Origin of the sequence: Caballeronia sp. ATUFL_F1_KS39 (genome assembly GCF_023630985.1) — a bacterium.
In the GTDB taxonomy this organism is placed as follows: domain Bacteria; phylum Pseudomonadota; class Gammaproteobacteria; order Burkholderiales; family Burkholderiaceae; genus Caballeronia; species Caballeronia zhejiangensis.
The window spans coordinates 160,648-185,588 of record NZ_JALQDZ010000025.1; the positions used below are offsets into that span (position 1 = coordinate 160,648).

Genomic DNA, 24,941 nt, shown 5'->3' on the forward strand with positions numbered 1-24,941 from the left:
CGGTTCCTCCATCGGCGTGACTGCCGCATCGAATGGGTTTGCTTAGTTGAGGTCGAGCGCACGCACGCGCTCGATCATTTCCGTGCCGAACTGGATGTACGCCTGCGCGCCGCGCGACGATTTGTCGAACACGACACCCGGCAGCCCGTAGCTCGGCGCCTCGGCAAGACGCACATTGCGCGGGATCACGACGTCGAACAGCTTGCTGCCGAAATGCTCTTTCAATTGATCCGACACTTGTTGTTGCAGCGTGATCCGGGGATCGAACATCACGCGCAGCAAGCCGATGACCTTCAGGTCGCGGTTCAGATTGGCGTGAACCTGCTTGATCGTGTTCACGAGGTCGGACAGCCCTTCCAGCGCGAAGTATTCGCACTGCATCGGAATCACGACGCCGTGCGCCGCGCACAACGCGTTGAGCGTCAGCAGCGAAAGCGCCGGGGGGCAATCGATCAGCACGAAGTCATAGTCATCGACTACTTCTTCGATCGCGACGCGAAGAATGCGCTCGCGGTTTTCCATGTCCACGAGTTCGACTTCCGCGCCAGCGAGTTCGCGATTGGCCGGCAGCACGTCGTAACCAACGGCCTCCGGACGGGTACGCGCTTCGCGCAGCGTGACGCCATCGACGAGCACTTCGTAAACCGTGTTCTCGCACGCGGCCTTGTCGATGCCGCTACCCATGGTCGCGTTGCCCTGCGGGTCCAGGTCGATCAGCAACACGCGCTGACCCAGCCCCGCGAGGCTCGCCGCGAGATTGACCGCTGTCGTGGTCTTTCCAACGCCGCCCTTCTGATTTGCGACGCAGAAGATTTTTGCCATCGTTTAGTGTCCTCGTTTCTTCGCTGTCAGAAGATCAGCGTGCCTGGAATGGCGGATGAAAACCTTCAACGAACCGTCATACCGGCTCGACGGCAATCTCGACGAGATGCCGTTCGGCGTCGAGCATCGGCACATTCAAGCGCTCGATGCCGAGCACCGTGGCGCCCGCCGGCACTCGCGCGGCTTCGGCATCTGGCTTCACCCCTTTCATCGCCAGAATCCGCCCGTTGTCCGCAACCAGATGACGCGAAAGTGTAACGAAATCGGAGAGCTCTGCGAATGCGCGCGACACGATTACATCGAATTTTTCCGGTACTTCGATGCCTGGACGTAAACTTTCGACGCGCCCGGTTACGACAGACAGATTGTTCAGACCTAACTGGGCCTTCGCCTGCGACTGAAAAGCTGTTTTCTTGTGGACGATGTCATTCAACGTCACACGCACATCTGGCTGCGCGATCGCCAGCACGACGCCGGGCAAACCGCCGCCCGAACCGACGTCCAGCAGAGTCGACGGATTTCGCGCGGATACAGCCGGGACGATCGCGAGCGAATCCAGAATGTGCTGGATCAGCATCTGCTGCGGGTCGCGGATTGCCGTCAAGTTATAGACGGAGTTCCACTTGGCGAGCAGCGCGACATAATCGAGTAATTTCTGGCTTTGCGAAGACGACAGCGCGAGGCCGAGCGCGGCGACGCCCTTTTCGAGCGTCGTCGCCAGAGTTTGGTTGCGCTCCGTCATTGAACCGCCGTCGTATTACCGCTTGCCGAATCGTCGCTAGGCGAGTTGCGGCCGCGACGTCCCGCGCCGCGCTTCAGATGCACCATCAGCAGCGAGATCGCGGCCGGCGTAATGCCCGAGATTCGCGATGCCTGACCGATGGTCTCGGGCCGGTGCTGAATCAGTTTCTGGCGAGCTTCAAACGACAGGCCGCGGACTTCGTTGTAGTCGAGACCTTCGGGCAGGCGCGTATTTTCCTGCGCGCCGTTCCGCACGATTTCGTCCGCTTGCCTGTCGATGTAACCTTGGTACTTCACGCCGATTTCGATTTGCTCCTTGATCTGGCTGAGAAGAACCGAATCCTCCGCTAACGGCGCGTCCGGGCCACACGCTCCGTCGCGCAGCGCGCAGATGCCGTCGTACGAAACACCCGGCCGGCGCAGCAGATCCGCCAAGCTGTACTCATGGTCGATCGGCTTGCCGAGGAACGCGGTCGCCTCTTCGGCCGGCAGCGTCTTCGGGTTGACCCATGTCGAGCGAAGACGCTGTGTTTCACGTGAAACAGCGTCGCGCTTGCGGCTGAACGCGTCCCAGCGAATATCGTCGATGACACCGAGCTCGCGGCCAATTTCCGTGAGACGCATATCCGCGTTGTCCTCGCGGAGCGACAGACGGTACTCCGCGCGGCTCGTGAACATGCGGTACGGCTCAGATACGCCCCGCGTCACGAGATCGTCTACGAGCACGCCCAGATACGCCTGATCTCGACGCGGCGACCACGCCTCTTTACCTTGGACTTGGCGTCCGGCGTTGATTCCCGCAAGCAAGCCTTGCGCAGCTGCCTCTTCGTAGCCGGTCGTACCGTTGATCTGTCCGGCGAAGAACAAGCCGTTGATCGCCTTCGTTTCCAACGACGCCTTCAGCGCCCGCGGATCGAAGTAGTCGTATTCGATCGCATAGCCAGGACGAAGGATGTGCGCGTGCTCCAGGCCCCGCATCGAGCGCACGAGCTCGAGTTGCACGTCGAACGGCAGACTCGTGGAGATGCCGTTTGGATAGAACTCGTTCGTGGTCAGTCCTTCCGGCTCCAAGAAGATCTGGTGCGCTTCTTTCGAAGCGAAGCGGTGGATCTTGTCCTCGATCGACGGGCAATAGCGCGGTCCGACGCCTTCAATAACGCCCGTATACATCGGCGATCGATCGAGTCCGGAGCGGATGATGTCATGCGTCCGCGCATTCGTGTGCGTGACCCAGCACGGCAATTGACGCGGATGCTGCTCTACTCGACCCAGAAACGAGAACACCGGGATCGGATCGAGGTCGCCCGGTTGCTCTTCGAGCTGAGAGAAATCTATCGTGCGGCCATCGATGCGCGGCGGCGTGCCCGTTTTGAGACGGCCCTGAGGCAGCTTCAATTCCTTCAGACGCGCGGAAAGCGACACCGCAGCGGGATCGCCCGCGCGACCGCCGACATAGTTATTCAGACCAACGTGGATCTTCCCATTGAGGAACGTCCCTGCGGTCAGTACGACGGCGCGCGCGCGAAAACGCAGACCCACCTGGGTCACAGCACCGACGACGCGATCGCCCTCGACCATCAAATCATCGACCGCTTGCTGGAACAGCCAGAGATTCGGTTGATTTTCCAGCCGGTGGCGGATCGCCTGCTTGTACAGAAGGCGATCAGCTTGGGCGCGCGTCGCCCGCACCGCCGGCCCCTTCGACGAATTGAGAATGCGGAACTGAATGCCGGACTCGTCCGTCGCCGCAGCCATGGCGCCACCGAGCGCGTCGACCTCCTTGACGAGATGGCCTTTGCCAATCCCGCCGATGGACGGATTACAGCTCATCTGACCGAGGGTCTCGATGTTATGGGTCAAAAGCAGCGTTTTGCAGCCCATACGCGCGGAGGCGAGCGCCGCCTCAGTGCCCGCGTGACCGCCTCCGACGACGATCACATCAAATTCTGTGGGATAAAGCATTGGGATATCGTGTGCGAACGACACGAACCTGAAGAGAGAATAGCTTTGAATTATAACGGTTTCTTCCCGCCCTCGAATTCGGTCAAACGGGCAGAGACGAAAAAAATGGCGTGTTTCACGTGAAACACGCCATCGGTGGGCACCGCCGTTGTGGCGTCTAAGCCACTTTTTTCGTCAGGCCAAGATAAGTCTCGATAACTTGGGGATTGTGTTGAAGCGCATCGGCGTTCCCTTCGAGGGCAAACTCACCCGTTTCGAGAACATAGCCGTAGTCGGAGATTTGCAGCGCCGCGCGTGCATTTTGTTCAATCAGCAGCGTGGCAACGCCCGTCTGACGCAGAGCGCTGATGATATGGAAAATCTCCTTGACGATCAGCGGCGCCAGCCCGAGGCTCGGCTCGTCGAGCATGAGAAGTTGCGGCTTACCCATCAGCGCGCGACCCACCGCTAGCATCTGCCGCTCTCCACCCGACAAGGTTCCGGCCGCTTGCTTCCGCCGTTCCTTCAGTCGCGGGAAAAGCTGAAATACATGATCGAGCTGATCAAGGTAATTCCGTTCGCCTGCCTTCTTACGCCGATAAGCGCCGAGCACGAGGTTGTCCTCTACCGCCATCGTCGCGAATAGCTCGCGTTTTTCCGGCACCAGGCACATTCCACGTGCGACACGACGCTCGATCGGTAACGCAGAGATATCTTCTCCAAGATACCGCACAACGCCCTTCGAATGCCCCGTCTGCGGCAGCGCACCCATGATCGCGTTAAGCAGCGTCGACTTTCCCGCGCCGTTCGGCCCGATGACGGAAACGATCTGCCCCGCGCCGACGGTGAGCTTGCCGTCGTGCAACGCCTCGACCTTGCCGTAGCGTACCGACAAGCCGTCCACTTGAAGAATCGGATCTGCCATCACTCCACCCCACCCAAATATGCTTCGAGCACCGCAGGATCCTTCTGGACTTCTGTCGGCAATCCTTCGGCGATCTTGGTGCCGAACTCCATCACCACAAGCCGATCCGTCAGATTCATCACGAAGTCCATGTCGTGTTCGACCAGAAGAATGCTCATCCCTTCGGCGCGAAGTTTTCGCAGCAAGTCAGCCAGTTGTAGCTTTTCCTGATACCGCAAGCCGGCGGCAGGTTCGTCCAAGAGCAACAGAGTCGGATCGCAGCACAGCGCGCGAGCGATTTCCAGAATCCGCTGCTGACCCAGCGCGAGACTCCCCGCTTCGCTATAAATATGCTTCTCCAGCCCGACGCGCTTGATCTGCTTCGCGGCCTCCGCCATCAGCCGCGCTTCCTCCGCCGCATTCAGACGGACGACGCTGCGCCAGACGCCCGTATTGCCACGCAGATGCGCTCCGATCGCGACGTTCTCCAGAACGGTCATCCCCGGCAGCATCTTGACGTGTTGAAACGTCCGCCCGATGCCACGTTTGACGATCTCGCGCGAAGTCAGCTTCTCGATGCGTTCGCCGTGAAAACTGATCGCGCCGCTCGTCGCTTGAAGCACGCCTGTGACGAGATTGAACGTCGTGGATTTGCCTGCGCCGTTTGGTCCGATCAAACCGATGATCTCGCCGGCCTTCACCTCGAAACTGACATCATTCACCGCGACGAGCCCACCGAACTGCTTGCGCGCCTTGTCGACAACCAGCAAGCGCTCGCCCGCCGTGGGTTTGCTGCGCTGCGGCAGGGCGTCGCCGTGATCTGGAACCTGAGCGCGAGGACCACGAGGAAAGATGCGCGCGACGAACGGCCATACGCCCTGTCTCGCGTATTGCAACAGCAGAACCATCACGACGCCGAAAACGATGATCTCAAAATTGCCGTTGGCGCCGATCAGCTTGGGCAGAAGCGTCTGCAGATAATCCTGCAGAACGGTGAGGATCGTCGCACCGAGAATCGCACCCCAGACGTGCGACACGCCGCCGACCACCGCCATGAACAGGAACTCGATGCCGTGATTCAGCCCGAACGGCGTCGGATTCACCGCACGCTGCAAGTGCGCGTACAGGAAGCCGGAAATGGCCGCCAGAACTGCTGCATAAATGAAGATGACCACGCGCATCCACGCAGTATTGACGCCCATCGCCTCGGCCATCGTGCCGCCTCCGCGCAATGCGCGAATCGCGCGGCCGGGCCGACTATTAAGCAGATTCTGAACAGATATCACCGCGAGCAGCACGACGACCCAGATCAGGTAGTAGATGCTGCGCCCCGATTCGAGCTGCCAGCCGAACACGTTGAGCACCGGAATCCCATTGATGCCGTCGTACTTGCCGAGCAGTTCCATGTTGCCGAACAGATAGAACAGCGAGAGGCCCCACGCGATCGTCCCGAGCGGCAGAAAGTGCCCGGACAGACGCATGGTGATAAGACCGAGCAGCAGCGCGATAAATGCCGTCAGCACGACGCCTGCGATGAGCGCGAGCCACGGCGAGACGCCATAGCGCGTCGTCAGGAAGGCCGTCGCGTATGCGCCCACGCCGACAAACGCAGCCTGGCCGAAGCTCGTCATCCCGCCGATGCCCGTCAGCAGAACGAGGCCGATCGCGACGATCGAATAGAGGCCGATGTAGTTCAGCAGCGTGATCCAGTACTCGGGCACGGCGACCGGCCCGGGCAGAATCGGCAACGCGAAAACGATCAGCAGAAAGATCCAGAAAGAACGGAATTTCATCGGCTCACTCCTCGTCCTCATCCGAATGCGGGCTCGCCAGGCTTCGCCACAGCAGCACCGGAATAATCAGCGTGAAGACGATCACCTCCTTGTACGCGCTCGCCCAGAACGACGAATACGATTCGAGCAGACCCACGAGCAGCGACCCCGCCGCCGCGAGCGGATAGCTCACCAGACCGCCGACGATCGCGCCCACGAAACCCTTCAGGCCGATCAGAAAGCCCGAGTCGTAGTAGATCGTCGTGATGGGCGCGACGAGCACGCCGCAGAGCGCGCCGAGCCCGGCCGCGAGCGTGAACGCGAGGCGACCCGCCTGTGTCGTGCCGATGCCCACGAGCCGCGCGCCCAGACGATTCACCGACGTCGCGCGCAACGCCTTGCCGGAAATCGAGCGATCGAAGTAGAAGTACAGCGCGACGATCAACACGACAGCCGTCCCCACGACCCACAGGCTTTGCCCGGAGATCGATACGCTGCCGAGATTGAAGTTGGCGTCGGAGAATGCCGTCGTGCGCGATCCTTCGGCGCCGAACATCACGAGCCCGAGGCCGACCATCGCGAAGTGCACGGCGACCGCGACGATCAGCAGCAACAGCGTGCTCGCCTCCGCGATCGGCTCATAGGCGAGGCGATAGACGAACGGCCCCATCGGCACGACGATGAGAAGCGTCAGCGCGATCTGGGCCAACATCGGCAAAGGCTGCGCAAAAGCGGCTTGCGTAATGCCCCAAACCGCAACGGGAAACAGCAGATACTTGCCGGCCAGGACGGCGAGCAAGCGTCCGATCTGGTGATATCGCGAAGGATGCCGAACGATGCCAGCGAGTTCGGCGATAAAGCACCCGACGCCCATCGCGATGAGCAAATAGCAGGTGGCGGGCAGCTTCTGCGTCTGCAGCGCGGCCAGCGTGAGCGCGCCATACGCGACGAACTCGCCCTGCGGAATGAAAATGACGCGTGTCACGGAGAACACGAGCACCAGCGCGAGCGCGAGCAACGCGTAGATCGCGCCCGTGGTGATCCCGTCCTGCGCGAGGATCGCCGCAATCGATAAGTCCATACTTCCTCTTTGGAGCTTCTTGTGAAACATGGTCAAGCGGCGCGCCGTTGCCGGTGCGCCGCTTGTTCTACGAGATCATCTCGAATTTAAGAAACAGGAACGCGCGGGTAAGGCGCGTTCCACGACATCAGTCGTTCAGCAGCTTCCACTTGCCGTCGACGATCTGCACCATCACGCGCGCGCGATTGTCGAAGCCGTTGTGATCGGTCGGCGTCATGTTCATGATGCCGTGCGACACCGGCAGATCCTTGAGGTTTTCGAGCGCCGCGCGCAGCGCTTCGCGGAACTCCGGCGTGCCCGGCTGGCCCTTCTTCAGCGCTTCGGGAATCGCGCGCTGAAGCATCTGCCCGGCGTCCCAAGCGTGGCCGCCGAACGTCGACAGCGAACCCGCGCCGTAGGCCTTCTCGTACGCGTCCTTGTACGCCGCCGACGACTTCTTAACCGGATTGCTCTCCGGCAATTGCTCGGTGACGAGCACCGGACCGGCGGGCAGGATCTCGCCCTCGCAATCCTTGCCGCACACGCGCAGGAAGTCGTTGTTGGCGACGCCGTGCGTCTGATAGACCTTGCCCTTGTAGCCGCGCTCCTTCAGCGCCTTCGCCGGCAGCGCGGACGGCGTGCCCGCACCCGCGATCAGCACCGCGTCGGGGTTCGCGCCCATCGTCTTCAGCACCTGGCCGGTCACGGACGTGTCCGTGCGGTTGAAGCGCTCGTTCGTGACGATCTTCAGCTTGTGCGCCGTGGCCGCCGTGTTGAACACGTTGTACCAGCCGTCGCCGTAGGCATCGGCGAAGCCGATGAAGCCCACGGTCTTCACGCCGTGCTTCTCCATGTAGCTCGCGATCGCGTCGGCCATGAGCGCGTCGTTCTGCGGCGTCTTGAAGACCCACGCTTTCTTCGCGTCCATCGGCGAGATGATCGCGGCCGAGGCGGCCATCGAGATCATCGGCGTCTTGCCCGCGGCGGCCGGGTCGATCATCGCGAGCGAGTTTGGCGTCACGGTCGAGCCGACGATCGCATCGACGTGATCTTCGTCGATCAGCTTGCGCGTGTTCTGCACGGCTCGGCTCGTGTCGGAACCGTCGTCGAGCACGATCCATTCGACCGACTTCCCGCCGATTTCCTTGGGCAACAGCGCGACGGTATTTTTCTCGGGAATCCCGAGCGATGCCGCCGGTCCCGTCGCCGAGAGCGTCACGCCGATCTTCACTTGCGCGAGCGCCGCGCCCGCGCCCGCGAACACGCTGCCCGCGATGGCGAGCGCGATGCCGGTCTTGATCCATGCCTTCTTCGTTTTCATTGCTTGTCTCCAAACGCGCACACTGGCGGTGCGTTGCTGCGAGTTGTTATCGATGCGACTTTCGAGGCCAATCAAAGAGCCGCCCCAATCTATTTACCGCGATACTGCGTGCCAAGGCTCGTTTTCCCTGACCGTTGCGCCCTCTTCTTCGTCGGGGCTTTCGTTGCACAGCGCAGAAAAAAGGCGCGTTCGAAACGACGCGCCTTTTTTCCTCGAATCAGTTCACATGCGATTGCGTCAGTTGCCCGAGAGCTTCCACTTGCCGCCTACGATCTCCACCATCACGCGGGCGCGCTGGTCCAGTCCGGAGTGATCGTTGGGGCTCATGTTGAAGATGCCGTGCGATGCAGGCAGATTCTTCGTCTCTTCGATGGCCGCGCGCAGCGCTTCGCGGAACGCCGGCGTGCCGGGCTGGCCCTTCTTCAGCGCAATGGGAATCGCGCGCTGCAGAATGAGGCCCGCGTCCCACGCGTGACCGCCGAAGGTCGACACCGAACCCGCGCCGTAGGCGCCTTCATACGCTTTCTTGTACGTGAGCGCGGCCTGCTTCACGGGATTGCTGTCGGGCAACTGCTCCGCGACGAGCAGCGGTCCGGCGGGCAGGAACGTGCCTTCGCAATCCTTGCCGCACACGCGCAGGAAGTCGTTATTGGCGACGCCGTGCGTCTGATAGATCTTGCCCTTGTAGCCGCGCTCCTTGAGCGTCTTCTGCGGCAGCGCGGCCGGCGTGCCCGCGCCCGCGATCAGCACCGCGTCCGCGTTCTGCGACATCGTCTTGAGCACCTGGCCCGTCACCGATGCGTCGTTGCGTGCGAAGCGCTCGTTCGCGACGATCTTCAGCTTCGCGAGATCGGCCGCTTTCGAGAATTCCTTGAACCAGCTCTCGCCGTAGGCATCGGAGAAGCCGATGAACGCGACCGTCTTCACGCCATGATTCGACATGTGCTGCGCGATGGCGGTGGCCATCAGAATGTCGTTCTGCGGCGTCTTGAAGACCCACGCCTTTTTCGCATCCATCGGTTCGACGATGCTCGCGGCTGCGGCCATCGAGATCATCGGCGTGTGCGTTTCAGCGGCGATGTCGGTCATCGCGAGCGAGTTCGGAACGACGGTCGAGCCGACGAGCGCATCGACATGATCTTCGCTCGTCAGCTTGCGCACGTTTTTCACGGCCTGCGTGGAATCGGTGGCGTCGTCGAGAACGATGTATTCCACCTTCTGCCCGGCGACCTCCTTCGGAAGCAACGAAACGGTGTTCTTCTCGGGAATGCCAAGCGACGCCGCCGGGCCCGTTGCCGAAACCGTCACGCCGATTTTCACGTCCGCCAAAACCTGATTGCTGATTACCGCCGATAATGCCGCGACGGCCATTGCGACCGCCTTTCCGCGTAATGCCAACTTCATTGATTTGCGCCCCGTAAATCGTGCTTATGCGTAAAGAATCGCCTGCGGATATGTCCGTGATTCGCGCCGCTTCGAATCGCCGACCGACGGGTCGGGAAATGCAGTTTAGCGGACGAAAGCGCCGGGCAGCAAGCCTTTTGAAGGGTCTTCCCGGGCTTCGAACGTTGTTTTTTCAGCGCTTTTCCGACGACGCCGCACGCATCCCTAAACCCTCGGGAAAACCCCGCCTTAAATCCGTCGAGGGATTAATTCGTATTATCGACGGGCAAATAAAAAAGCGCTGTTGGACTCATCCAACAGCGCTTTTCGGTCGGGCACTTCGTGCCTCATGTCTCCTCGTTCTCCACCTCAAAAATCTGGGTGCAACAGAACTAGGACGCATGTTAAAGAACGCAACAGTGCCCGGCAACCTAGCATTTACCCTAGTGGTGCACAAAAGCACCTCAACGGGGCGTATTTCTTGCAATACAGCGCGCTTCTCGCGAAGCCCCAATTAATTCGCAATTCAAAGTAAATCGCTTCAGCCTTGCAGCGGCCGAACCCGCGCAACGATCTCCCCGACGATTCCGCGACGGAACGCCAGCACGCACGCGATGAAGATGACGCCCGTCACGATCGTCACCGATTCGCCCAGCGAGTTGAACCACGTTACGCCCGTGAGCCGCGCGATGCCGCTGCCGATATCGCCGAGCCGGTCTTCCAGCGCGACGATGATCGCCGCGCCGAGCAGCGGGCCGAACATCGTGCTCATGCCGCCGACGAGGGTCATCAGCACGACGAGGCCGGACATCGTCCAGTGCGCGTCGCCCAGGGTTTCGAAGCCGAGCACGAGCGTCTTCGTCGCGCCCGCGAAACCCGCGAGCCCCGCCGACAGCACGAACGCGAGCAGCTTGTAGCGCGACGTGTCGTAGCCGAGCGAAATAGCGCGCGGCTCGTTCTCCTTGATCGCGATCAGCACTTGCCCGAACGGCGAATGCACGATGCGCACGATCAGCGCGAACGCGAGCAGCATCACCACGAGCACGACGTAATACAGCGTGATGTCGTTGCCGAGATCGATCGCGTTGAACAGCTTGCCGCGCGGCACGCCTTGCAGACCGTCTTCGCCATGCGTGAACGGCGCCTGGAGGAAGACGAAGTACACCATCTGCGCGAGCGCGAGCGTGACCATCGCGAAGTAGATGCCCTGGCGCCGAATCGCGATCAGGCCGGCGACGAGACCGAGCAGCGTCGCCGCCGCCGTGCCCGCGAGCACGCCGAGCTCCGGCGTGAAGTTGAGCGTCTGGATCGCGTAGCCGGCCACGTAGCCCGCGGAAGAGAGGAACATCGCGTGCCCGAACGACAGCAGCCCCGTATAGCCGATCAGCAAATTGAACGCGGCTGCGAAGAGCGCGAAGCACAGCACTTTCATCATGAACAGCGGATACACGCCGACGAACGGCGCCACGATCAGGCCGATCAGCAACAGGCCGTAGAGCGCTTTTCTCTGCATCATTTTTCCTTGCCGAAGAATCCTGCCGGGCGAATCATCAACACGATCGCCATGATGACGAAGACGACCGTCGCGGACGCTTCCGGATAGAACACGCGCGTCAAGCCTTCGATCACGCCGAGCAAGAGACCCGTGAGGATCGAGCCCATGATCGAACCCATGCCGCCGATCACGACCACTGCGAACACCGTGATGATCATCGACTGGCCCATCAGCGGCGACACCTGAATCACCGGCGCCGCGAGCACGCCTGCGAACGCCGCGAGCGCGACGCCGAAGCCGTAGGTGAGCGTGATCATCATCGGCACGTTGACGCCGAACGCCTCGACGAGCTTCGGATTCTCCGTGCCCGCGCGCAGATAAGCGCCGACGCGCGTCTTCTCGATCACGAACCACGTCGCGAAACACACGACGAGCGACGCCACGACCACCCACGCGCGATAGTTCGGCAGGAACATGAAGCCGAGATTGGTCGCGCCTTGCAGCAGCGACGGCACGTCGTAAGGCTGCCCCGACGAACCGTAGATCGAGCGAAACACGCCTTCGATCACGAGCGTGAGGCCGAACGTGAGCAGCAGCCCGTAGAGATGATCGAGCTTGTAGAGCCAGCGCAGCATCGATCGCTCGACGAAAACGCCGAACAGCCCGACGATGACGGGCGCGAGCACGAGCATCGCCCAGTACGGGACGTTGAAGTAGGAAGCGCCCATCCATGCGAGCATCGCGCCCAGCATGAAGAGCGCGCCGTGCGCGAAGTTGATGACGTTGAGCAAGCCGAAGATCACCGCGAGCCCGAGGCTCAGGATCGCGTAGAACGAGCCGTTCACCAGCCCGAGCAGCAGCTGGCTCATCATCGCGGCGAGTGGAATGCCGAAAATTTCCATTGAACCTGCCGTCAGAAACGTGTTGACGCGGTTGCGGCGGCCGAGCGGCCCTCTTGGCCGCCCGCCTCGCGAACGCGCTGAATCACCGCCGAACGCTTACTTCCAGAGCTTGCAGCGCGACTCCGCCTTCGTGCCGAACGCCTGATCGCCCGGAATCGTCGCGGTGATCTTGTAGTAGTCCCACGGCTCCTTCGATTCCGACGGCTTCTTCACTTCCATCAGATACATGTCGTGGATCATCGAACCGTCTTCGCGGATGTAGCCCTTCGCGTAGAAGTCGTCGATCTTCGTCTTCTTGAGCTGCGCCATGATCTTGTCGCCGTCGGTCGTGCCCGCCGCCTTCACCGCGTTCAGGTAGGCCATCACGGCGGAATAGTCCGCTGCCTGCAGGCTCGACGGCATCTTCTTCATCTTGCCGAAGTAGCGCTGCGCCCATTTGCGCGTGTTCTCATCCTTGTTCCAGTACCAGCTGTCCGTCAGGACGAGACCCTGCGTCGTTTCGAGCCCGAGGCTGTGGATATCGTTGATGAAGATGAGCAGCGCGGCGATCTTCATCGACTTGGTGATGCCGAATTCCTTCGCGGCCTTGATCGAGTTGATCGTGTCGCCGCCCGCGTTCGCGAGGCCGAGCACCTGCGCCTTCGATCCCTGCGCCTGCAGCAGGAACGACGAGAAGTCCGACGCCGACAGCGGATGACGCACTTCGCCGAGCACCTGGCCGCCGTTCGCCTTCACGACGTCGGCCGTATTCTTTTCGAGCGCCTTGCCGAACGCATAGTCGGCGGTGAGGAAGTACCACGTCTTGCCGCCCTGCTTCGTCACCGCGGAACCGGTGCCTTTCGCGAGCGCCATCGTGTCGTACGCGTAGTGCACCGTGTACGGCGAGCATTGCTCGTTGGTCAGGTTGTCCGCGCCCGCGCCGATGTTGATGTACGGCGTCTTCTTCTCCGCCGCGACTTGCGCGGTCGAGAGCGCCGTCGCCGAATTCGTGCCGCCGATGATCGCGTTCACGCCGTCGCGGTCGATCCATTCACGCGCGCGCGATGCCGCGATATCCGCCTTGTTCTGGTGATCCGCATAGACGAGTTCGATCGGCTTGCCGTTCACCTTGCCGCCGAAGTCCGCGATCGCCATGCGAATGGCTTCGAGGCCGCCCTGGCCGTCGATGTCCGCGTAGAGGCCCGACATGTCGGTGACGAAACCGATCTTCACGGTGTTGCCGTCGGCGGCGTTGGCGCTCGTGCTCATCACCGCCACACTCGCCGCCGCAGCCGCAAAGCACAGAGTAGAGAGGCGCGCGAGGGTCTTCTTTTTCATTCCAGTCTCCATGAGTTTTGATTTGTTGCGGTGTTACTGGTGTTGCCCTTCTTTCCGGCGTGCCGCGTTCGGGATCGATTACACCCCGAGCAATTCGTGCAGCACCGGCATCTTCGCTTCGAGTTCCCCCGCGCCGAAATGCTCGACGATGTTTCCGTGCTCCATCACGTAAAAGCGGTCCGCGAGCGGCGCCGCGAAACGAAAATTCTGTTCGACCATGACGATCGTGTAGCCGCGCGACTTCAGCATGAGGATCATGCGCGCGAGTGTCTGCACGATGACCGGCGCGAGACCTTCCGAGATTTCATCGAGCAGAAGCAGATTCGCGCCCGTGCGCAGAATGCGCGCGACGGCCAGCATCTGCTGCTCGCCGCCCGAAAGACGCGTGCCCTGGCTCGCGCGGCGCTCTTTCAGGTTCGGGAACATCGAATAGATCTCGTCGAGCGACATCGCGTCCTTCTGCTTGCCGATGAGCGGCGGCAACAGCAGGTTTTCCTCGCACGACAAGCTCGAAAAAATGCCGCGCTCCTCCGGACAATAGCCGACCCCGTAATGCGCGATCTTGTGTGTGGCGAGCCCGATGGTTTCGTGTCCCGCGACGCGAATCGAGCCCGTCCTGCGCCCGGTCAGGCCCATGATGGCGCGCAGCGTCGTCGTGCGGCCCGCGCCGTTGCGGCCGAGCAGCGTGACCACTTCGCCGCGATTCACCTTGAGGTCCACGCCATGCAGAATGTGCGATTCCCCGTACCACGCCTGCAATCCCGAGATTTCCAGCGCGGGCACATTGCCCGCCGCGCCGTTCGCCTCGCGCGAGCGGCGCTCCTCCACGATCGTACTCATGCATGCGCTCCGGTGAGCGCCGCATCGGCGCTGCCCATGTAGGCTTCCATCACGAGCGGATTCTTCGACACTTCCGCGTAGCTGCCTTCGGCCAGCACTTCGCCGCGCTGAAGCACGGTGATGGTGTCGGAGATGCCCGCGATGACGTTCATGTTGTGCTCGACCATCAGGATGGTGCGGCCCGCCGATACTTTCTTGATGAGCGCCGTCACGCGGTCGACGTCTTCGTGGCCCATGCCTTGCGTCGGTTCGTCGAGGAGCATGAGTTCGGGCTCCATCGACAACGTGGTCGCGATCTCCAGCGCGCGCTTGCGGCCGTACGAAAGCTCGACAGTTTTGGTATCGGCGAAATCGGTGAGGCCGACTTGCGTGAGCAGATCCATCGCGCGGTCGTTGAGCGCGTCGAGAGAACGCTCGCTGCGCCAGAAATGAAACGACGTACCCAGTTGCCGCTGCAAGCCGATACGCACGTTCTGCAGCACGGTCAGATGCGGAAACACGGCGGAAATCTGAAACGAGCGGATGATGCCGCGCCGCGCGATATGCGCCGGCCGCTCGCGCGTGATGTCCGTGCCGTTGAAAACGATCTGGCCCGCAGTGGGTTCGAGGAACTTGGTGAGCAGGTTGAAGCAGGTTGTCTTGCCTGCGCCGTTCGGTCCGATCAGCGCATGGATCGAACCGCGGCGAACGCGCAGGTTCACGCCATTCACGGCCGTGAAGCCTTTGAATTCCTTCGTGAGTCCTCGCGTTTCAAGAATGGTGTCGCCGAGAATCATGTCCCCTTCCATGCGAAGTGAGACGCTGGGGCAAACTCTGTTCGCCTGCGCCTTATTTTTTCTTTCCGCGCGCACCCGAACGTTGTCTCCATTCCGGTACTGCTTCGCTTCGCGCGTCGCTGTTGCGGCCGCACAAAGTGTGCACGTGGCATGCCGAGCATCACTAATTCCGGGGCCATTGTCGCGCCAATGATGCAGCGCAATCATTGGGATTTGCACTTACTAACGATTTGCTTGGAGTCCCGCCGCATGCACGTTATGGGGGCATGGGGAATGCTTATGCAGGGCGCAAATAAGCGATGACTGATCGAGCGTCATGCGCGCGTCATGCATACGTCATTCATCACGTCACGCGAGCGCCGTCGCGATCACTTCCTGCGCTTCGACGCTGCGCCGGTCTTCGCGGATCATGTCGCTCGCGCGCTCGGCGATCATCAGCGTCGGCGAATTCGTATTGCCCGATGTGATCGTCGGCATCACCGATGCATCGACGACGCGCAGGCCGCGCACGCCGATCACGCGCAGGCGGCTGTCGACGACCGCCCCCGGATCGTTGTCCGTGCCCATGCGGCATGTGCCGACCGGATGAAAGATCGTCGTGCCGACCTTGCCCGCCGCTTCGACGAGTTCTTCCTGCGTCTGAAACTGAATGCCGGGCAAGATCTCTTCCGGCGCATAACGCGCGAGCGCGGGCGCGCCGGCGATGCGCCGCGTGAGGCGCAACGCATTCGCGGCGACTTCGCGGTCGCGGTCCGTCGACAGATAATTCGGCGCGATCAGCGGCGCCGCATGGGCATCGGGCGATTCGATATGCACGCTGCCGCGCGATGTCGGCCGCAGATTGCACACGGATGCCGTGAACGCATTGAACGCGTGCAGCGGTTCGCCGAAGCGTTCGAGCGACAAGGGCTGAACGTGATACTGCACGTCGGGGCGCTTGATCGATGCATCGTCGGGATTGGACTTCGCGAACACGCCGAGCTGCGATGGCGCCATCGACATCGGGCCGCTACGCAACAGCGCGTATTGCATGCCGATGAAAAGCTTGCCCCACCAATGCGCGGACAACGTGTTCAACGTGCGCACGCCGTTGACCTTGTACGCCATGCGCAATTGCAAGTGGTCCTGCAGATTTTCGCCGACGCCGCGCAGACTCTTCACGACATCGATGCCGAGACGCTGCAGACGCGCGCCATTGCCGATGCCCGAGAGTTCGAGAATCTGCGGCGAATTCACCGCGCCCGCGCTGAGAATCACTTCGCATCGCGCGCGCGCGATGTAATCGACATCGCCGCCGCGATACTCCACGCCGACGCAGCGCGCGCCTTCGAACACGAGGCGTTGCGTGTGCGCGCCGGTGATCGTCGTGAGGTTCGGACGCTTCATCGCTTCACGGAGAAAGGCCTTCGCCGCATTCCAGCGAATGCCGCCGCGCTGATTCACTTCGAAATAACCGACGCCCGTGTTGTCGCCGCGATTGAAGTCATCGGTCGCGGGAATGCCGCTCTGCTGCGCGGCCTGCGCGAAGGTTTCGAGAATCTTCCACTTCAGACGCTGCTTCTCGACGCGCCATTCGCCGCCCGCGCCGTGCCACTGATTGCCGCCGCCGTGATGATCCTCGCTGCGCTTGAAGATGGGCAGCACGGAATCCCACGACCAGTTCGGGTCGCCGCTGACATGCGCCCAGTCGTCGTAGTCCTCGCGCTGGCCGCGCATGTAGATCATGCCGTTGATCGACGAGCATCCACCGAGCACGCGCCCGCGCGGATACGACAGCGCGCGTCCGTTCAGGCCCGGTTCCGCCTGCGTCTTGTAAAGCCAGTCCGTGCGCGGATTGCCGATGCAATACAGATAGCCGACCGGAATATGAATCCAGTGATAGTCGTCCTTGCCGCCCGCTTCGAGCAGCAGCACGTTCACGTCGGGATCTTCGGTTAGGCGATTCGCGAGCACGCAACCCGCCGTGCCCGCGCCGACCACGATGTAGTCGAATTCACCTTCCAGCTTGCGCGCGTTCTGTTTCATCGCTTGTCTCCGTGGCGCGCCGTCTTGTGCGGCGTCTTTGGCTTGCAGATCAACCGAGCGTACTGCGGGATGCGCTTGCGAATCCAATCAGATATGTTCAACTGGGATATAAGAAGCTTTAATATCAGCCGATGGACTACATTCTTCTGCGCGCCTTCATCACCGTTGCACGCGAAGGCAACCTCACGCGCGCGGCGGCGCAACTGCATCTGACGCAGCCGGCCGTCAGCCTGCAGATCAAGAATCTGCAGGAGATGCTGGGCGTCGTCCTGTTTTCGCGGACGTCGCACGGACTTTTGCTGACGCGCGATGGCGAAGCGCTCCTGCCGCACGCCGAACGCGCGCTCGCAGCCGCCGCCGACGTGCAGCGCGCCGCTGCTGCGCTGCGTCACGAAGTGAGCGGCACGCTGCGCATCGGCACCATTCTCGATCCCGAGTTTCTGCGGCTCGGCGGATTTTTGCGCCAGCTCGTGGAGACGCATCCGCGCATCGAGACGTCATTGCGGCACGGCATGTCGGGCTGGGTGCTGGAGCGCGTGAGGGCGCGTGATCTGGACGTCGGCTATTACATCGGCGATCCGGCCGTCGACGGCACGCGCGACGGCGAGCGCTTTCACGTCGTCAGGCTGACGCCATTTCTGTATCGCGTGCTTGCGCCGGCGGGCTGGCACAACCGCGTCAACAAGGGCAAGCGCAACTGGGCCGCGCTCGCCAAGCTGCCGTGGATCTGGACGCCGCAGGAATCCGCGCATAACCGGCTGTTGTCGCGCCTCTTCCGCGAGGCGGGCGCGATGCCGCTCGTCGTCGCGGAAGTAGATCAGGAGCCGTCGATGCTCGATCTCGTGAAATCGGGCGTCGGTCTGTCGCTCGCGCGCGATTCGATCGCGCTGGCGCAGGCGCACGCACACGCGCTGACGATCGTCGAAGGCGTCACGGTGCCGACGCAGTTGTCCTTCGTCGCGCTCGCGGAACGTCGCGATGAACCGGCGATCGCGGCGGCGCTGCGTTTGATCGACGCGCAATGGTCCGTCTGAGGGCAAATCCCGACTTCGCGGGCAAGGGCTTTCAAGCGCGCTTCATCGATCGTCTGCTAGGCTGGGCGCTCGCTTTTTTACATCCAACCGTGTTCGAGGAGTCTTCATGGCACGCAACATCGAAATCAAGGCGCGCGCGCATCAATTCGACGCACTGCGCGAACGCGCGGCCGCGCTCGCCCCCGATGCGCCGCTGGTTTTCCGCCAGCAAGACTTCTTCTACGACGTGCCGACCGGACGCCTCAAGCTGCGCCAGTTCGATGACGGCACGCCATCCGAGCTGATCTTTTATCAGCGCGACGACCGCGACGGCCCGAAAGTCTCGTATTACACGCGCAGCCCGGTGACGAATCCCGAGGCGATGCACGCGCTGCTCGCGCAGGCGCTGACGACGCGCGGCATTGTCTCGAAGGAACGGCATGTGTTTCTCGTCGGGCGCACGCGCATTCATCTGGACCGCGTGGACGGTCTCGGCGATTTCATCGAGCTGGAAGTGGTGCTCGGCCAGGACGACGACGAAGCCGGCGGCGAAGAAGAAGCTCACGCGATGTTCGCGCGTCTCGGCGTGGCGCAGACCGATCTCGTGCCGCTCGCTTACGTCGATTTGCTCAGTCCCGAGGCGTCGTCGTCGGCGAGATGAGAAAGCGGCAGCGGACCGTTGCGCTTGAACGTCGTCAGCACGATGTTCGAGCGCACGCTGTCGACGCCCGGCACGCGCATCAGCTTCTTCATGACGAAGCCTGAAAGCGCGTTCAAATCGGGCGCGACGATGCGCAGCAGGTAATCCGCATCGCCGACGGTCGCGTGACATTCGAGCACTTCGGGCAGCATTTCGATCTGCTGCTGAAACTGCTCGATGATCGAATCGCCGTGATGCTTCAGCTTCAAACTCGTGAACGCCGTCACGCCCAGGCCGAGCTTTTCGGGCCGCAACACCACCCGATATCCTTCGATCACGCCCGTCGCTTCGAGGCGCTGCAGGCGCCGCCCGATCTGCGACGGCGAAAGCGGCACCTGCTCGCCCAGTTGCTGATGCGTCGCGCGCCCGAAGCGTTGAAGCACGTCGAGCAGGGCGAGGTCGAAATGATCGAGTTCGAGCATGAGGCGGATACGCGCGGTAGCGGTGATGAATGCGACTTTATCGCATGGCAGCGGGTGCCCTCACAAACCCTTTGCGCAAAGGGGCCGTTTCGCGCGCGTTTTACGAATTCCTTTCAGCGGCAAACAAGGTAACGCGCATGTTACCAACCATGACACCGCGAAAGGCCGGATTTCATACGGAAAGACGCGAATTCGGGATAAACGCAAGCCTTCGAACAGCAAATAGAAAGCTCGATCGTCAGTTACCTTTCAGTCTCGACTACCATTCCTGAAGCGCTCGTAAGCTTCCCAGGCGGCGCGAGCCTCGTCGTCCAGTTGCTCGGGCGGCAGCCCGGATTGACGCTGTACAATCAGCAGCGCATAGGGCCTGGACAGCGCGCTCGCTTCCTTGCAGAGGCTGAGTTCGTCGCCGCTCGACGGGGAGCGGCCGCGCCAGTAGTTGATCGCGGCTTCGAGTTCGTGGATCGGGATGACAGCCATGTCCGGGCAGAAATACATTCGGTGTACGGCCGCTCGCGGCTTTAGGAAAACAGGTCGCGCACGCCGCATGAGATGTGAGTTTTGAACCGGCTCGAGCCCGCGCCGCACGCCGCGCATGTGACCATGCCGCCGACCGCCCCGCCCGCTAGAGCTCAACCCATTGTACTTGAGCGACTCCATGCGAATCCTTCTGATCGAAGACGACCGCCCCATCGCGCGCGGCATTCAAAGCAGCCTCGAACAATCCGGCTTCACGGTCGACATGGTGCACGACGGCATCTTCGCCGAACAGGCGCTCGCGCAGAACCGCCACGAGCTCGTCATTCTCGATCTCGGCCTGCCCGGCATCGACGGCATGACGCTGCTTTCGCGTTTCCGCCAGGGCAATCGTCACACGCCGGTGATCATCCTCACCGCGCGCGATGAACTGCACGACCGCGTGCAAGGCCTGAACAGCGGCGCCGACGACTACATGCTGAAGCCGTTCGAGCCGCAGGAACTCGAAGCGCGTATCCGCGCGGTGATGCGACGCAGCGGCCCGCACGGCGACGTGCCACGCCCCGAAGTGTCGCTCGGCGGCTTGCGCCTGTCGGGCGTCGATCGCCGCATCTTCAACGACGAGCGTCCGCTCGAACTCTCGCCGCGCGAATTCGCCGTGCTCGAAATGCTGTTGCTGCGTCACGGCCGCGTCGTGAGCAAGGCGCAGTTGCAGGATCATCTGACGCACTTCGGCGGCGATCTCGGCGATACGGCCATCGAAGTGTATGTGCATCGCGTGCGCAAGAAACTCGAGAACACGCGCGTGGAAATCGTGACGGTGCGCGGCTTCGGCTATCTGCTTCAGGAGATCCGGCAAGCGGCGTAACGCTTCTGCCGTAAAACGCCTTGCGATTTCCCACTCGCCGCGCGGGCGACCAGCGTTTCGCCCGCGAAGACTGGCTCGATCTGGCGCGGTCGAAAGCCGCCGAGACGCCGGCGCCGCCGAGTCTGCGGCGCACGCTCCTGCGCCGCCTCGCCGCGCCGCTGTCCCTGCTCGCGCTGATGTCCGGCCTCATGGCCTACTGGCTCGCGTGGCAATACACGCAGCACGTCGTCGACCGCTCGCTCGCGGATCTCGCGACGGCCATCTCCAAGCAGATCCAGCTCGCCGGCGTCGATGCGCCCGTCACCGTGCCGCCGCTCGCGCAGGCGATGTTCTCGGATCCCGTCGAGCAACTCATCTACCGCATCAGCACCGGCGATGAGGAAATCGCCGGGGAACCCGATCTGCCGCTCACCGGCACCAACGTGCGGCGCATTCACTACGCGTACGTCTTCGAGACGCACTTCGAGGGCGTCTCCGTGCGCGCGGCGCAAGTGCGCGTGCCGCAGCCGACGGGCAATCCGATCGTCGTCGAAGTGGCGCAACGCGTGGGTTCGCGATATCGGATCGCGGTCGAATTTCTCATCGCGATCATGATGCCGCTGCTGTTGCTGCTGCTCGCCGGATGGGTGATCGTGTGGCGCGTCGTGAATCAGCAGTTGAACCCGCTCACCGATCTCGCCGACGCGCTCAATCAGCAGACGCACATCTCGCTCGAACCTGTCGACGAGACTTACGTGCCGAGCGAAATCCGCCCGCTCACGAGCGCGATGAACGGCCTGCTCGTGCGCCTGCAAAGCGCGCTCGATGCGCAACGCAAGTTCATCGCCGACGCCGCGCATCAACTGCGCACGCCGCTGACGGCGGTCAAGCTGCACGCCGAGCAGGCGCTCAGTTCGCGCGATCCCGCGAAGGCCGTCGAAGCGGTGAAGGAGTTGCGCGCATCGGCGGACCGGGCGGTGCGGCTGTCGAATCAATTGCTTTCGCTCGCGCGCGCCGAGCCGGGCGAACAGGCGGCGCGCTTTTCCGATTTCGATCTGGCCGCGCTCGCGTTCGAAACCGGCGCGGAATGGGTGCCGCGCGCCCTCGCCGCACACGTCGATCTCGGTTTTCAGCGCCTCGACGATCCCGAGAACGAACATCCGCTGATCGTGCGCGGCAATGTCGTGCTCGCGCGTGAGGTGCTCGCGAATCTGATCGACAACGCGCTCAAGTACATTCCGCCGTTTCGCATCGAAGGCGCGCGCATCACGATGTCGGTCACGGAATGGAGCGACGCGAACGGCCGGCGCTTCGGCGAAGTCGTCGTGGAAGACAACGGACCAGGCGTGCCGCCGGATCAGCAAGGCGATCTCTTCAAGCGCTTTTTCCGCGGCGACGGGCAAAACGTCGAAGGCGGCGCGGGCCTCGGACTCGCGATCGTTCACGACATCATGGTGCTGCACGGCGGCACGGTGCATTACGAAGATGCGCCCGAAGGCGGCGCGCGCTTCATCGTGCGCATGCCGCTGAAGGAAGACAAACCGGCGGCGGAATAAAAAAGAGCCACGGGTTTCGGTCCGTGGCTCTGTCCGGTCTTAAGCGCGGCTTACTTCTTCTTTTTCGCCTTCTCTTCTTTCAGCGCGAGCATCGTGCCGCGGCATTTCTTCGCGCCGCATCGGCATTCGTATTCTTTCTTGAGCTTCTTGGTGATGCGGCCGTCGATGACGAGACCGTAGTCGTAATTCAGCTCTTCATCCGCCTCGATGTCGCGCAGCGCGTGGATGAACACGCGCCCTTCGACTTCCTCGGCCTCGCAATTCGGCGCGCACGAATGATTGATGTACTTCGCGCTGTTGCCTTCGATCTTGCCGTCGATCACGCGGCCATCGTCGAGTGCGAAGTAGAACGTGTGATTCGGCTCGTCGGGATTGTGCGGATGGCGGCGCAGCGCTTCCTTCCACGAAATGCGCTCGCCCTTGTACTCCATCACCTTCTCGCCGGCGGCGATCGGCTTCACGGCAAACACGCCTTTACCGTGCACGCCGGAGCGGCGAACGGTGACCCTGCGTGAACTCATCGAACGAATCCTTAAATAACGCTTCGCTCCCGCGCGATCGGGGATGAACATCGGGACAAAAAAAACGCGGTGGCTTCGATGCCGCCGCGTTCGCTCGTTGAACGCTCGCGTCCAACACACCGGTATCCTACACTCCCGGCGCGCGTCTGCTCAACCGTCCGGGCGATGCGCGCAACGTTTCAGCGCTGGCCGATTGTGATCTCGCCAAAGAGGTTCTTCTGGTCGCGCGGCTGCGAGCGCCAGTACTGCGGCGGCGCCGTGACGGTCGCGCCGAGCTCGGCGGCGGCGTGCCACGGCCAGCGCGGATCGTAGAGCATCGCGCGCGCCATCGCGACGTAGTCCGCCTTGCCGCTCGCCACGATTTCTTCTGCTTCCTTCGCCTCCGTAATCAGTCCGACGGCGACAGTATTCACGCCCGTCGCTTCCTTCACGGCCCGCGCGAACGGCACCTGATAGCCCGACGACAACGGAATCTTCTGCAACGGCGAAACGCCGCCCGACGATACATCGACCCAGTCGACGCCGCGCTTCTTCAACTCCGCTGCGAACGCGATCGTGTCTTCGATGCTCCAACCGCCTTCGACCCAGTCGGTCGCCGAAACGCGCACGCCGACGGGTTTGTCGGCCGGGAACGCGGCGCGCACGGCATCGAAGATTTCGAGCGGATAGCGCATGCGGTTTTCGAGCGAGCCGCCGTATTCGTCGGTGCGCTGATTGGCGATCGGCGACAGAAACTGATGCAGCAGATAACCATGCGCGCAATGCACTTCGATGCCGTCGATGCCGAGCCGCGCAGCCCGCTTCGCCGACGCGACGAACGCTTCCTTCACGCGGAGGAGACCGGCGGCGTCGAGCGCGAGCGGCGGCGTTTCTTCGGGCTTATGCGGAACGGACGACGGCGCGTAAGTCATCCACCCGCCATCGGCGACGGAAACCAGCGCTCCCCCTTCCCACGGCTTGCGGCTCGATGCCTTGCGGCCCGCGTGAGACAACTGCATCGTCACCGCGATCTTCGAATACTGGCGGATGGCGGCGAGCACGGGACGCAGCGCGGCTTCGGTGACATCGTCCCAGAGACCGAGATCGCCCGCCGTGATGCGTCCGTCCGGCTCGACGGCCGTCGCCTCGATGAACAGCATGCCCGCGCCCGACAACGCGAGCTGGCCGAGATGGATCATGTGCCATGCCGTGGCCTCGCCGCGCTCGGCGGAGTACTGGCACATCGGCGATACGAAGATGCGGTTCGGAAGTTCGAGACCGCGTAGGGTCGTGGGTGTGAACAACGCGCTCATGGCGGTGACTCGTCGATGGAAATGAAGCGATCGAGAATAGCACCGCCCTTCACGACACGCAGAAACGCCGATGGCTCATACCATCACACGTTCAGCGCGCATCCACGGTGAAGCGGTCGAGCCACTCGCCGAACATCGCGCGGGCGGCGCGTTCGAGCTTCGCGCCGTGACGCGCGGTTTCCTCGCGCAACGCGGCGACCGTCGTGCCGCTTTTCGCGACATCGCCCGGATAGGCGACGAGCCAGCTCTCGAAGCGCTCGACGAGCACTTCCGGATGACACTGCAGCGCGAGCACGTGCTCGCCCCAGGTGAACGCCTGATGCGCACACATATCTGTCGATGCGAGCAGCGTCGCGTCCTCGGGGAGATCGAAGGTATCGCCGTGCCAGTGAAAGACGGGCACGGACGCGCCGTCGGCTTCGAGATGCCGCAGCGCGGACGCGCGTCCCGCGTCGGTCAGCGTGAGCGGCGACCAGCCGAGCTCCAGCTTCCCCGACGGATACACCCGCGCGCCGAGCGCACGCGCGATCAGTTGCGAGCCGAGACAGATGCCGATGGTCGGCAAGCCCGCCGCAATGCGCTTTTCGAGCATCGAAAGCAGCGGCGCGAGATGCGGATAGTGCGCGTCTTCAAAAGCCCCGATCGGACCGCCGAGGACGACGAGCAAGGAAGGATCGAGCGGATTGGGCGCCTCGATGCGCCCGCGCCCCCCCGCCAGATACCCCCCCGGCAGGCCCCGATCGCCGCGCACCTGGTAGAGGCTGCCCACATCATACAAATATAACTGGCGAAAAGCCACGACTTCAATTTTCAT

General features: G+C 62.5%; 23 protein-coding genes. 4 read left to right on the forward strand and 19 right to left on the reverse strand.

What is annotated here, in order from left to right; all coding sequences use genetic code 11:
• Positions 1–42: 42 nt before the first annotated feature.
• From NCR93_RS13600 to NCR93_RS13665, 14 genes are all read right to left on the reverse strand, one after another.
• Positions 43–822 (reverse strand): ParA family protein, encoded by a 780-nt coding sequence (locus NCR93_RS13600; protein ID WP_008352447.1) that lies wholly within the window; start codon positions 820–822, stop codon positions 43–45.
• 76 nt (positions 823–898) lie between these two features.
• Positions 899–1,564, reverse strand: coding sequence for a 16S rRNA (guanine(527)-N(7))-methyltransferase RsmG (gene rsmG / locus NCR93_RS13605; RefSeq protein WP_250480760.1), 666 nt, complete (start codon positions 1,562–1,564; stop codon positions 899–901).
• Positions 1,561–3,525, reverse strand: coding sequence for a tRNA uridine-5-carboxymethylaminomethyl(34) synthesis enzyme MnmG (gene mnmG / locus NCR93_RS13610; protein WP_250519815.1), 1,965 nt, complete (start codon positions 3,523–3,525; stop codon positions 1,561–1,563). Before mnmG ends, rsmG begins: the two co-directional genes overlap by 4 nt.
• 157 nt (positions 3,526–3,682) lie before the next feature.
• Positions 3,683–4,429, reverse strand: a complete 747-nt coding sequence (locus NCR93_RS13615) for an ABC transporter ATP-binding protein (RefSeq protein WP_175979665.1) — start codon at positions 4,427–4,429, stop codon at positions 3,683–3,685.
• On the reverse strand, positions 4,429–6,201 hold the full coding sequence (locus tag NCR93_RS13620; RefSeq protein ID WP_008352439.1) for a branched-chain amino acid ABC transporter ATP-binding protein/permease: 1,773 nt from the start codon (positions 6,199–6,201) through the stop codon (positions 4,429–4,431). The genes NCR93_RS13615 and NCR93_RS13620 overlap by 1 nt, the downstream gene beginning before the upstream one ends.
• A 4-nt stretch (positions 6,202–6,205) precedes the next feature.
• Positions 6,206–7,261 (reverse strand): branched-chain amino acid ABC transporter permease, encoded by a 1,056-nt coding sequence (locus NCR93_RS13625; protein WP_250457084.1) that lies wholly within the window; start codon positions 7,259–7,261, stop codon positions 6,206–6,208.
• A 127-nt stretch (positions 7,262–7,388) separates the two neighbouring features.
• Positions 7,389–8,561, reverse strand: coding sequence for an ABC transporter substrate-binding protein (locus NCR93_RS13630; RefSeq protein WP_008352435.1), 1,173 nt, complete (start codon positions 8,559–8,561; stop codon positions 7,389–7,391).
• A 237-nt stretch (positions 8,562–8,798) separates the two neighbouring features.
• Complete coding sequence (locus NCR93_RS13635) at positions 8,799–9,965, reverse strand: ABC transporter substrate-binding protein (protein WP_250532248.1); 1,167 nt, start codon at positions 9,963–9,965, stop codon at positions 8,799–8,801.
• A 520-nt stretch (positions 9,966–10,485) separates the two neighbouring features.
• The gene (locus NCR93_RS13640) at positions 10,486–11,457 is read right to left on the reverse strand and encodes a branched-chain amino acid ABC transporter permease (protein ID WP_008352433.1); all 972 of its coding nucleotides are present in this window, start codon (positions 11,455–11,457) and stop codon (positions 10,486–10,488) included.
• Entirely contained in the window at positions 11,457–12,341 is an 885-nt protein-coding gene (locus NCR93_RS13645) for a branched-chain amino acid ABC transporter permease (RefSeq protein WP_008352432.1), read from the reverse strand. Before NCR93_RS13645 ends, NCR93_RS13640 begins: the two co-directional genes overlap by 1 nt.
• 96 nt (positions 12,342–12,437) lie before the next feature.
• Positions 12,438–13,658, reverse strand: coding sequence for an ABC transporter substrate-binding protein (locus NCR93_RS13650; protein WP_008352431.1), 1,221 nt, complete (start codon positions 13,656–13,658; stop codon positions 12,438–12,440).
• Positions 13,659–13,736: 78 nt separating this feature from the next.
• Positions 13,737–14,498: an ABC transporter ATP-binding protein gene (locus NCR93_RS13655; protein ID WP_008352430.1), complete on the reverse strand. Its 762-nt coding sequence runs from the start codon at positions 14,496–14,498 to the stop codon at positions 13,737–13,739.
• Entirely contained in the window at positions 14,495–15,274 is a 780-nt protein-coding gene (locus tag NCR93_RS13660; protein WP_008352429.1) for an ABC transporter ATP-binding protein, read from the reverse strand. The genes NCR93_RS13655 and NCR93_RS13660 overlap by 4 nt, the downstream gene beginning before the upstream one ends.
• A gap of 348 nt (positions 15,275–15,622) precedes the next feature.
• Positions 15,623–17,299 carry a GMC family oxidoreductase gene (locus NCR93_RS13665; protein WP_250532249.1) on the reverse strand — a complete coding sequence of 559 codons (1,677 nt, stop codon included), beginning with the start codon at positions 17,297–17,299 and terminating at the stop codon, positions 15,623–15,625.
• 131 nt (positions 17,300–17,430) lie between these two features.
• On the opposite strand from NCR93_RS13665, the gene NCR93_RS13670 reads away from it, so the two are divergent.
• Together NCR93_RS13670 and NCR93_RS13675 are read left to right on the forward strand one after the other, a co-directional pair.
• A complete protein-coding gene (locus NCR93_RS13670) occupies positions 17,431–18,333 on the forward strand; it encodes a LysR family transcriptional regulator (RefSeq protein WP_008352425.1) in 903 nt (300 codons plus the stop codon).
• Between the two features lie 106 nt (positions 18,334–18,439).
• Positions 18,440–18,973: a class IV adenylate cyclase gene (locus NCR93_RS13675; RefSeq protein WP_008352423.1), complete on the forward strand. Its 534-nt coding sequence runs from the start codon at positions 18,440–18,442 to the stop codon at positions 18,971–18,973.
• Here the strand turns inward: NCR93_RS13675 and NCR93_RS13680 are convergent.
• Entirely contained in the window at positions 18,928–19,434 is a 507-nt protein-coding gene (locus tag NCR93_RS13680; protein ID WP_008352422.1) for an Lrp/AsnC family transcriptional regulator, read from the reverse strand. The two genes, NCR93_RS13675 and NCR93_RS13680, sit on opposite strands and share 46 nt — an antisense overlap.
• Positions 19,435–19,683: 249 nt before the next feature.
• Complete coding sequence (locus NCR93_RS13685; RefSeq protein ID WP_008352420.1) at positions 19,684–19,914, reverse strand: DUF3717 domain-containing protein; 231 nt, start codon at positions 19,912–19,914, stop codon at positions 19,684–19,686.
• A 178-nt stretch (positions 19,915–20,092) separates the two neighbouring features.
• Between NCR93_RS13685 and NCR93_RS13690 the strand changes: the two genes are divergently transcribed.
• The gene (locus tag NCR93_RS13690) at positions 20,093–20,779 is read left to right on the forward strand and encodes a response regulator transcription factor (RefSeq protein WP_008352418.1); all 687 of its coding nucleotides are present in this window, start codon (positions 20,093–20,095) and stop codon (positions 20,777–20,779) included.
• Positions 20,780–20,859: 80 nt separating this feature from the next.
• Positions 20,860–22,314 carry a sensor histidine kinase gene (locus tag NCR93_RS13695; RefSeq protein ID WP_175979872.1) on the forward strand — a complete coding sequence of 485 codons (1,455 nt, stop codon included), beginning with the start codon at positions 20,860–20,862 and terminating at the stop codon, positions 22,312–22,314.
• A gap of 50 nt (positions 22,315–22,364) precedes the next feature.
• Here the strand turns inward: NCR93_RS13695 and NCR93_RS13700 are convergent, their stop codons facing one another.
• The 3 genes from NCR93_RS13700 to NCR93_RS13710 form a co-directional block, all read right to left on the reverse strand.
• On the reverse strand, positions 22,365–22,886 hold the full coding sequence (locus tag NCR93_RS13700; protein WP_075583516.1) for an SET domain-containing protein: 522 nt from the start codon (positions 22,884–22,886) through the stop codon (positions 22,365–22,367).
• A 128-nt stretch (positions 22,887–23,014) separates the two neighbouring features.
• The gene (locus NCR93_RS13705; protein WP_250532250.1) at positions 23,015–24,127 is read right to left on the reverse strand and encodes an NADH:flavin oxidoreductase/NADH oxidase; all 1,113 of its coding nucleotides are present in this window, start codon (positions 24,125–24,127) and stop codon (positions 23,015–23,017) included.
• A 91-nt stretch (positions 24,128–24,218) separates the two neighbouring features.
• Positions 24,219–24,941, reverse strand: a 723-nt coding sequence (locus NCR93_RS13710; RefSeq protein ID WP_250532251.1) for a glutamine amidotransferase, incomplete at its 5' end; no start/stop codon positions are given.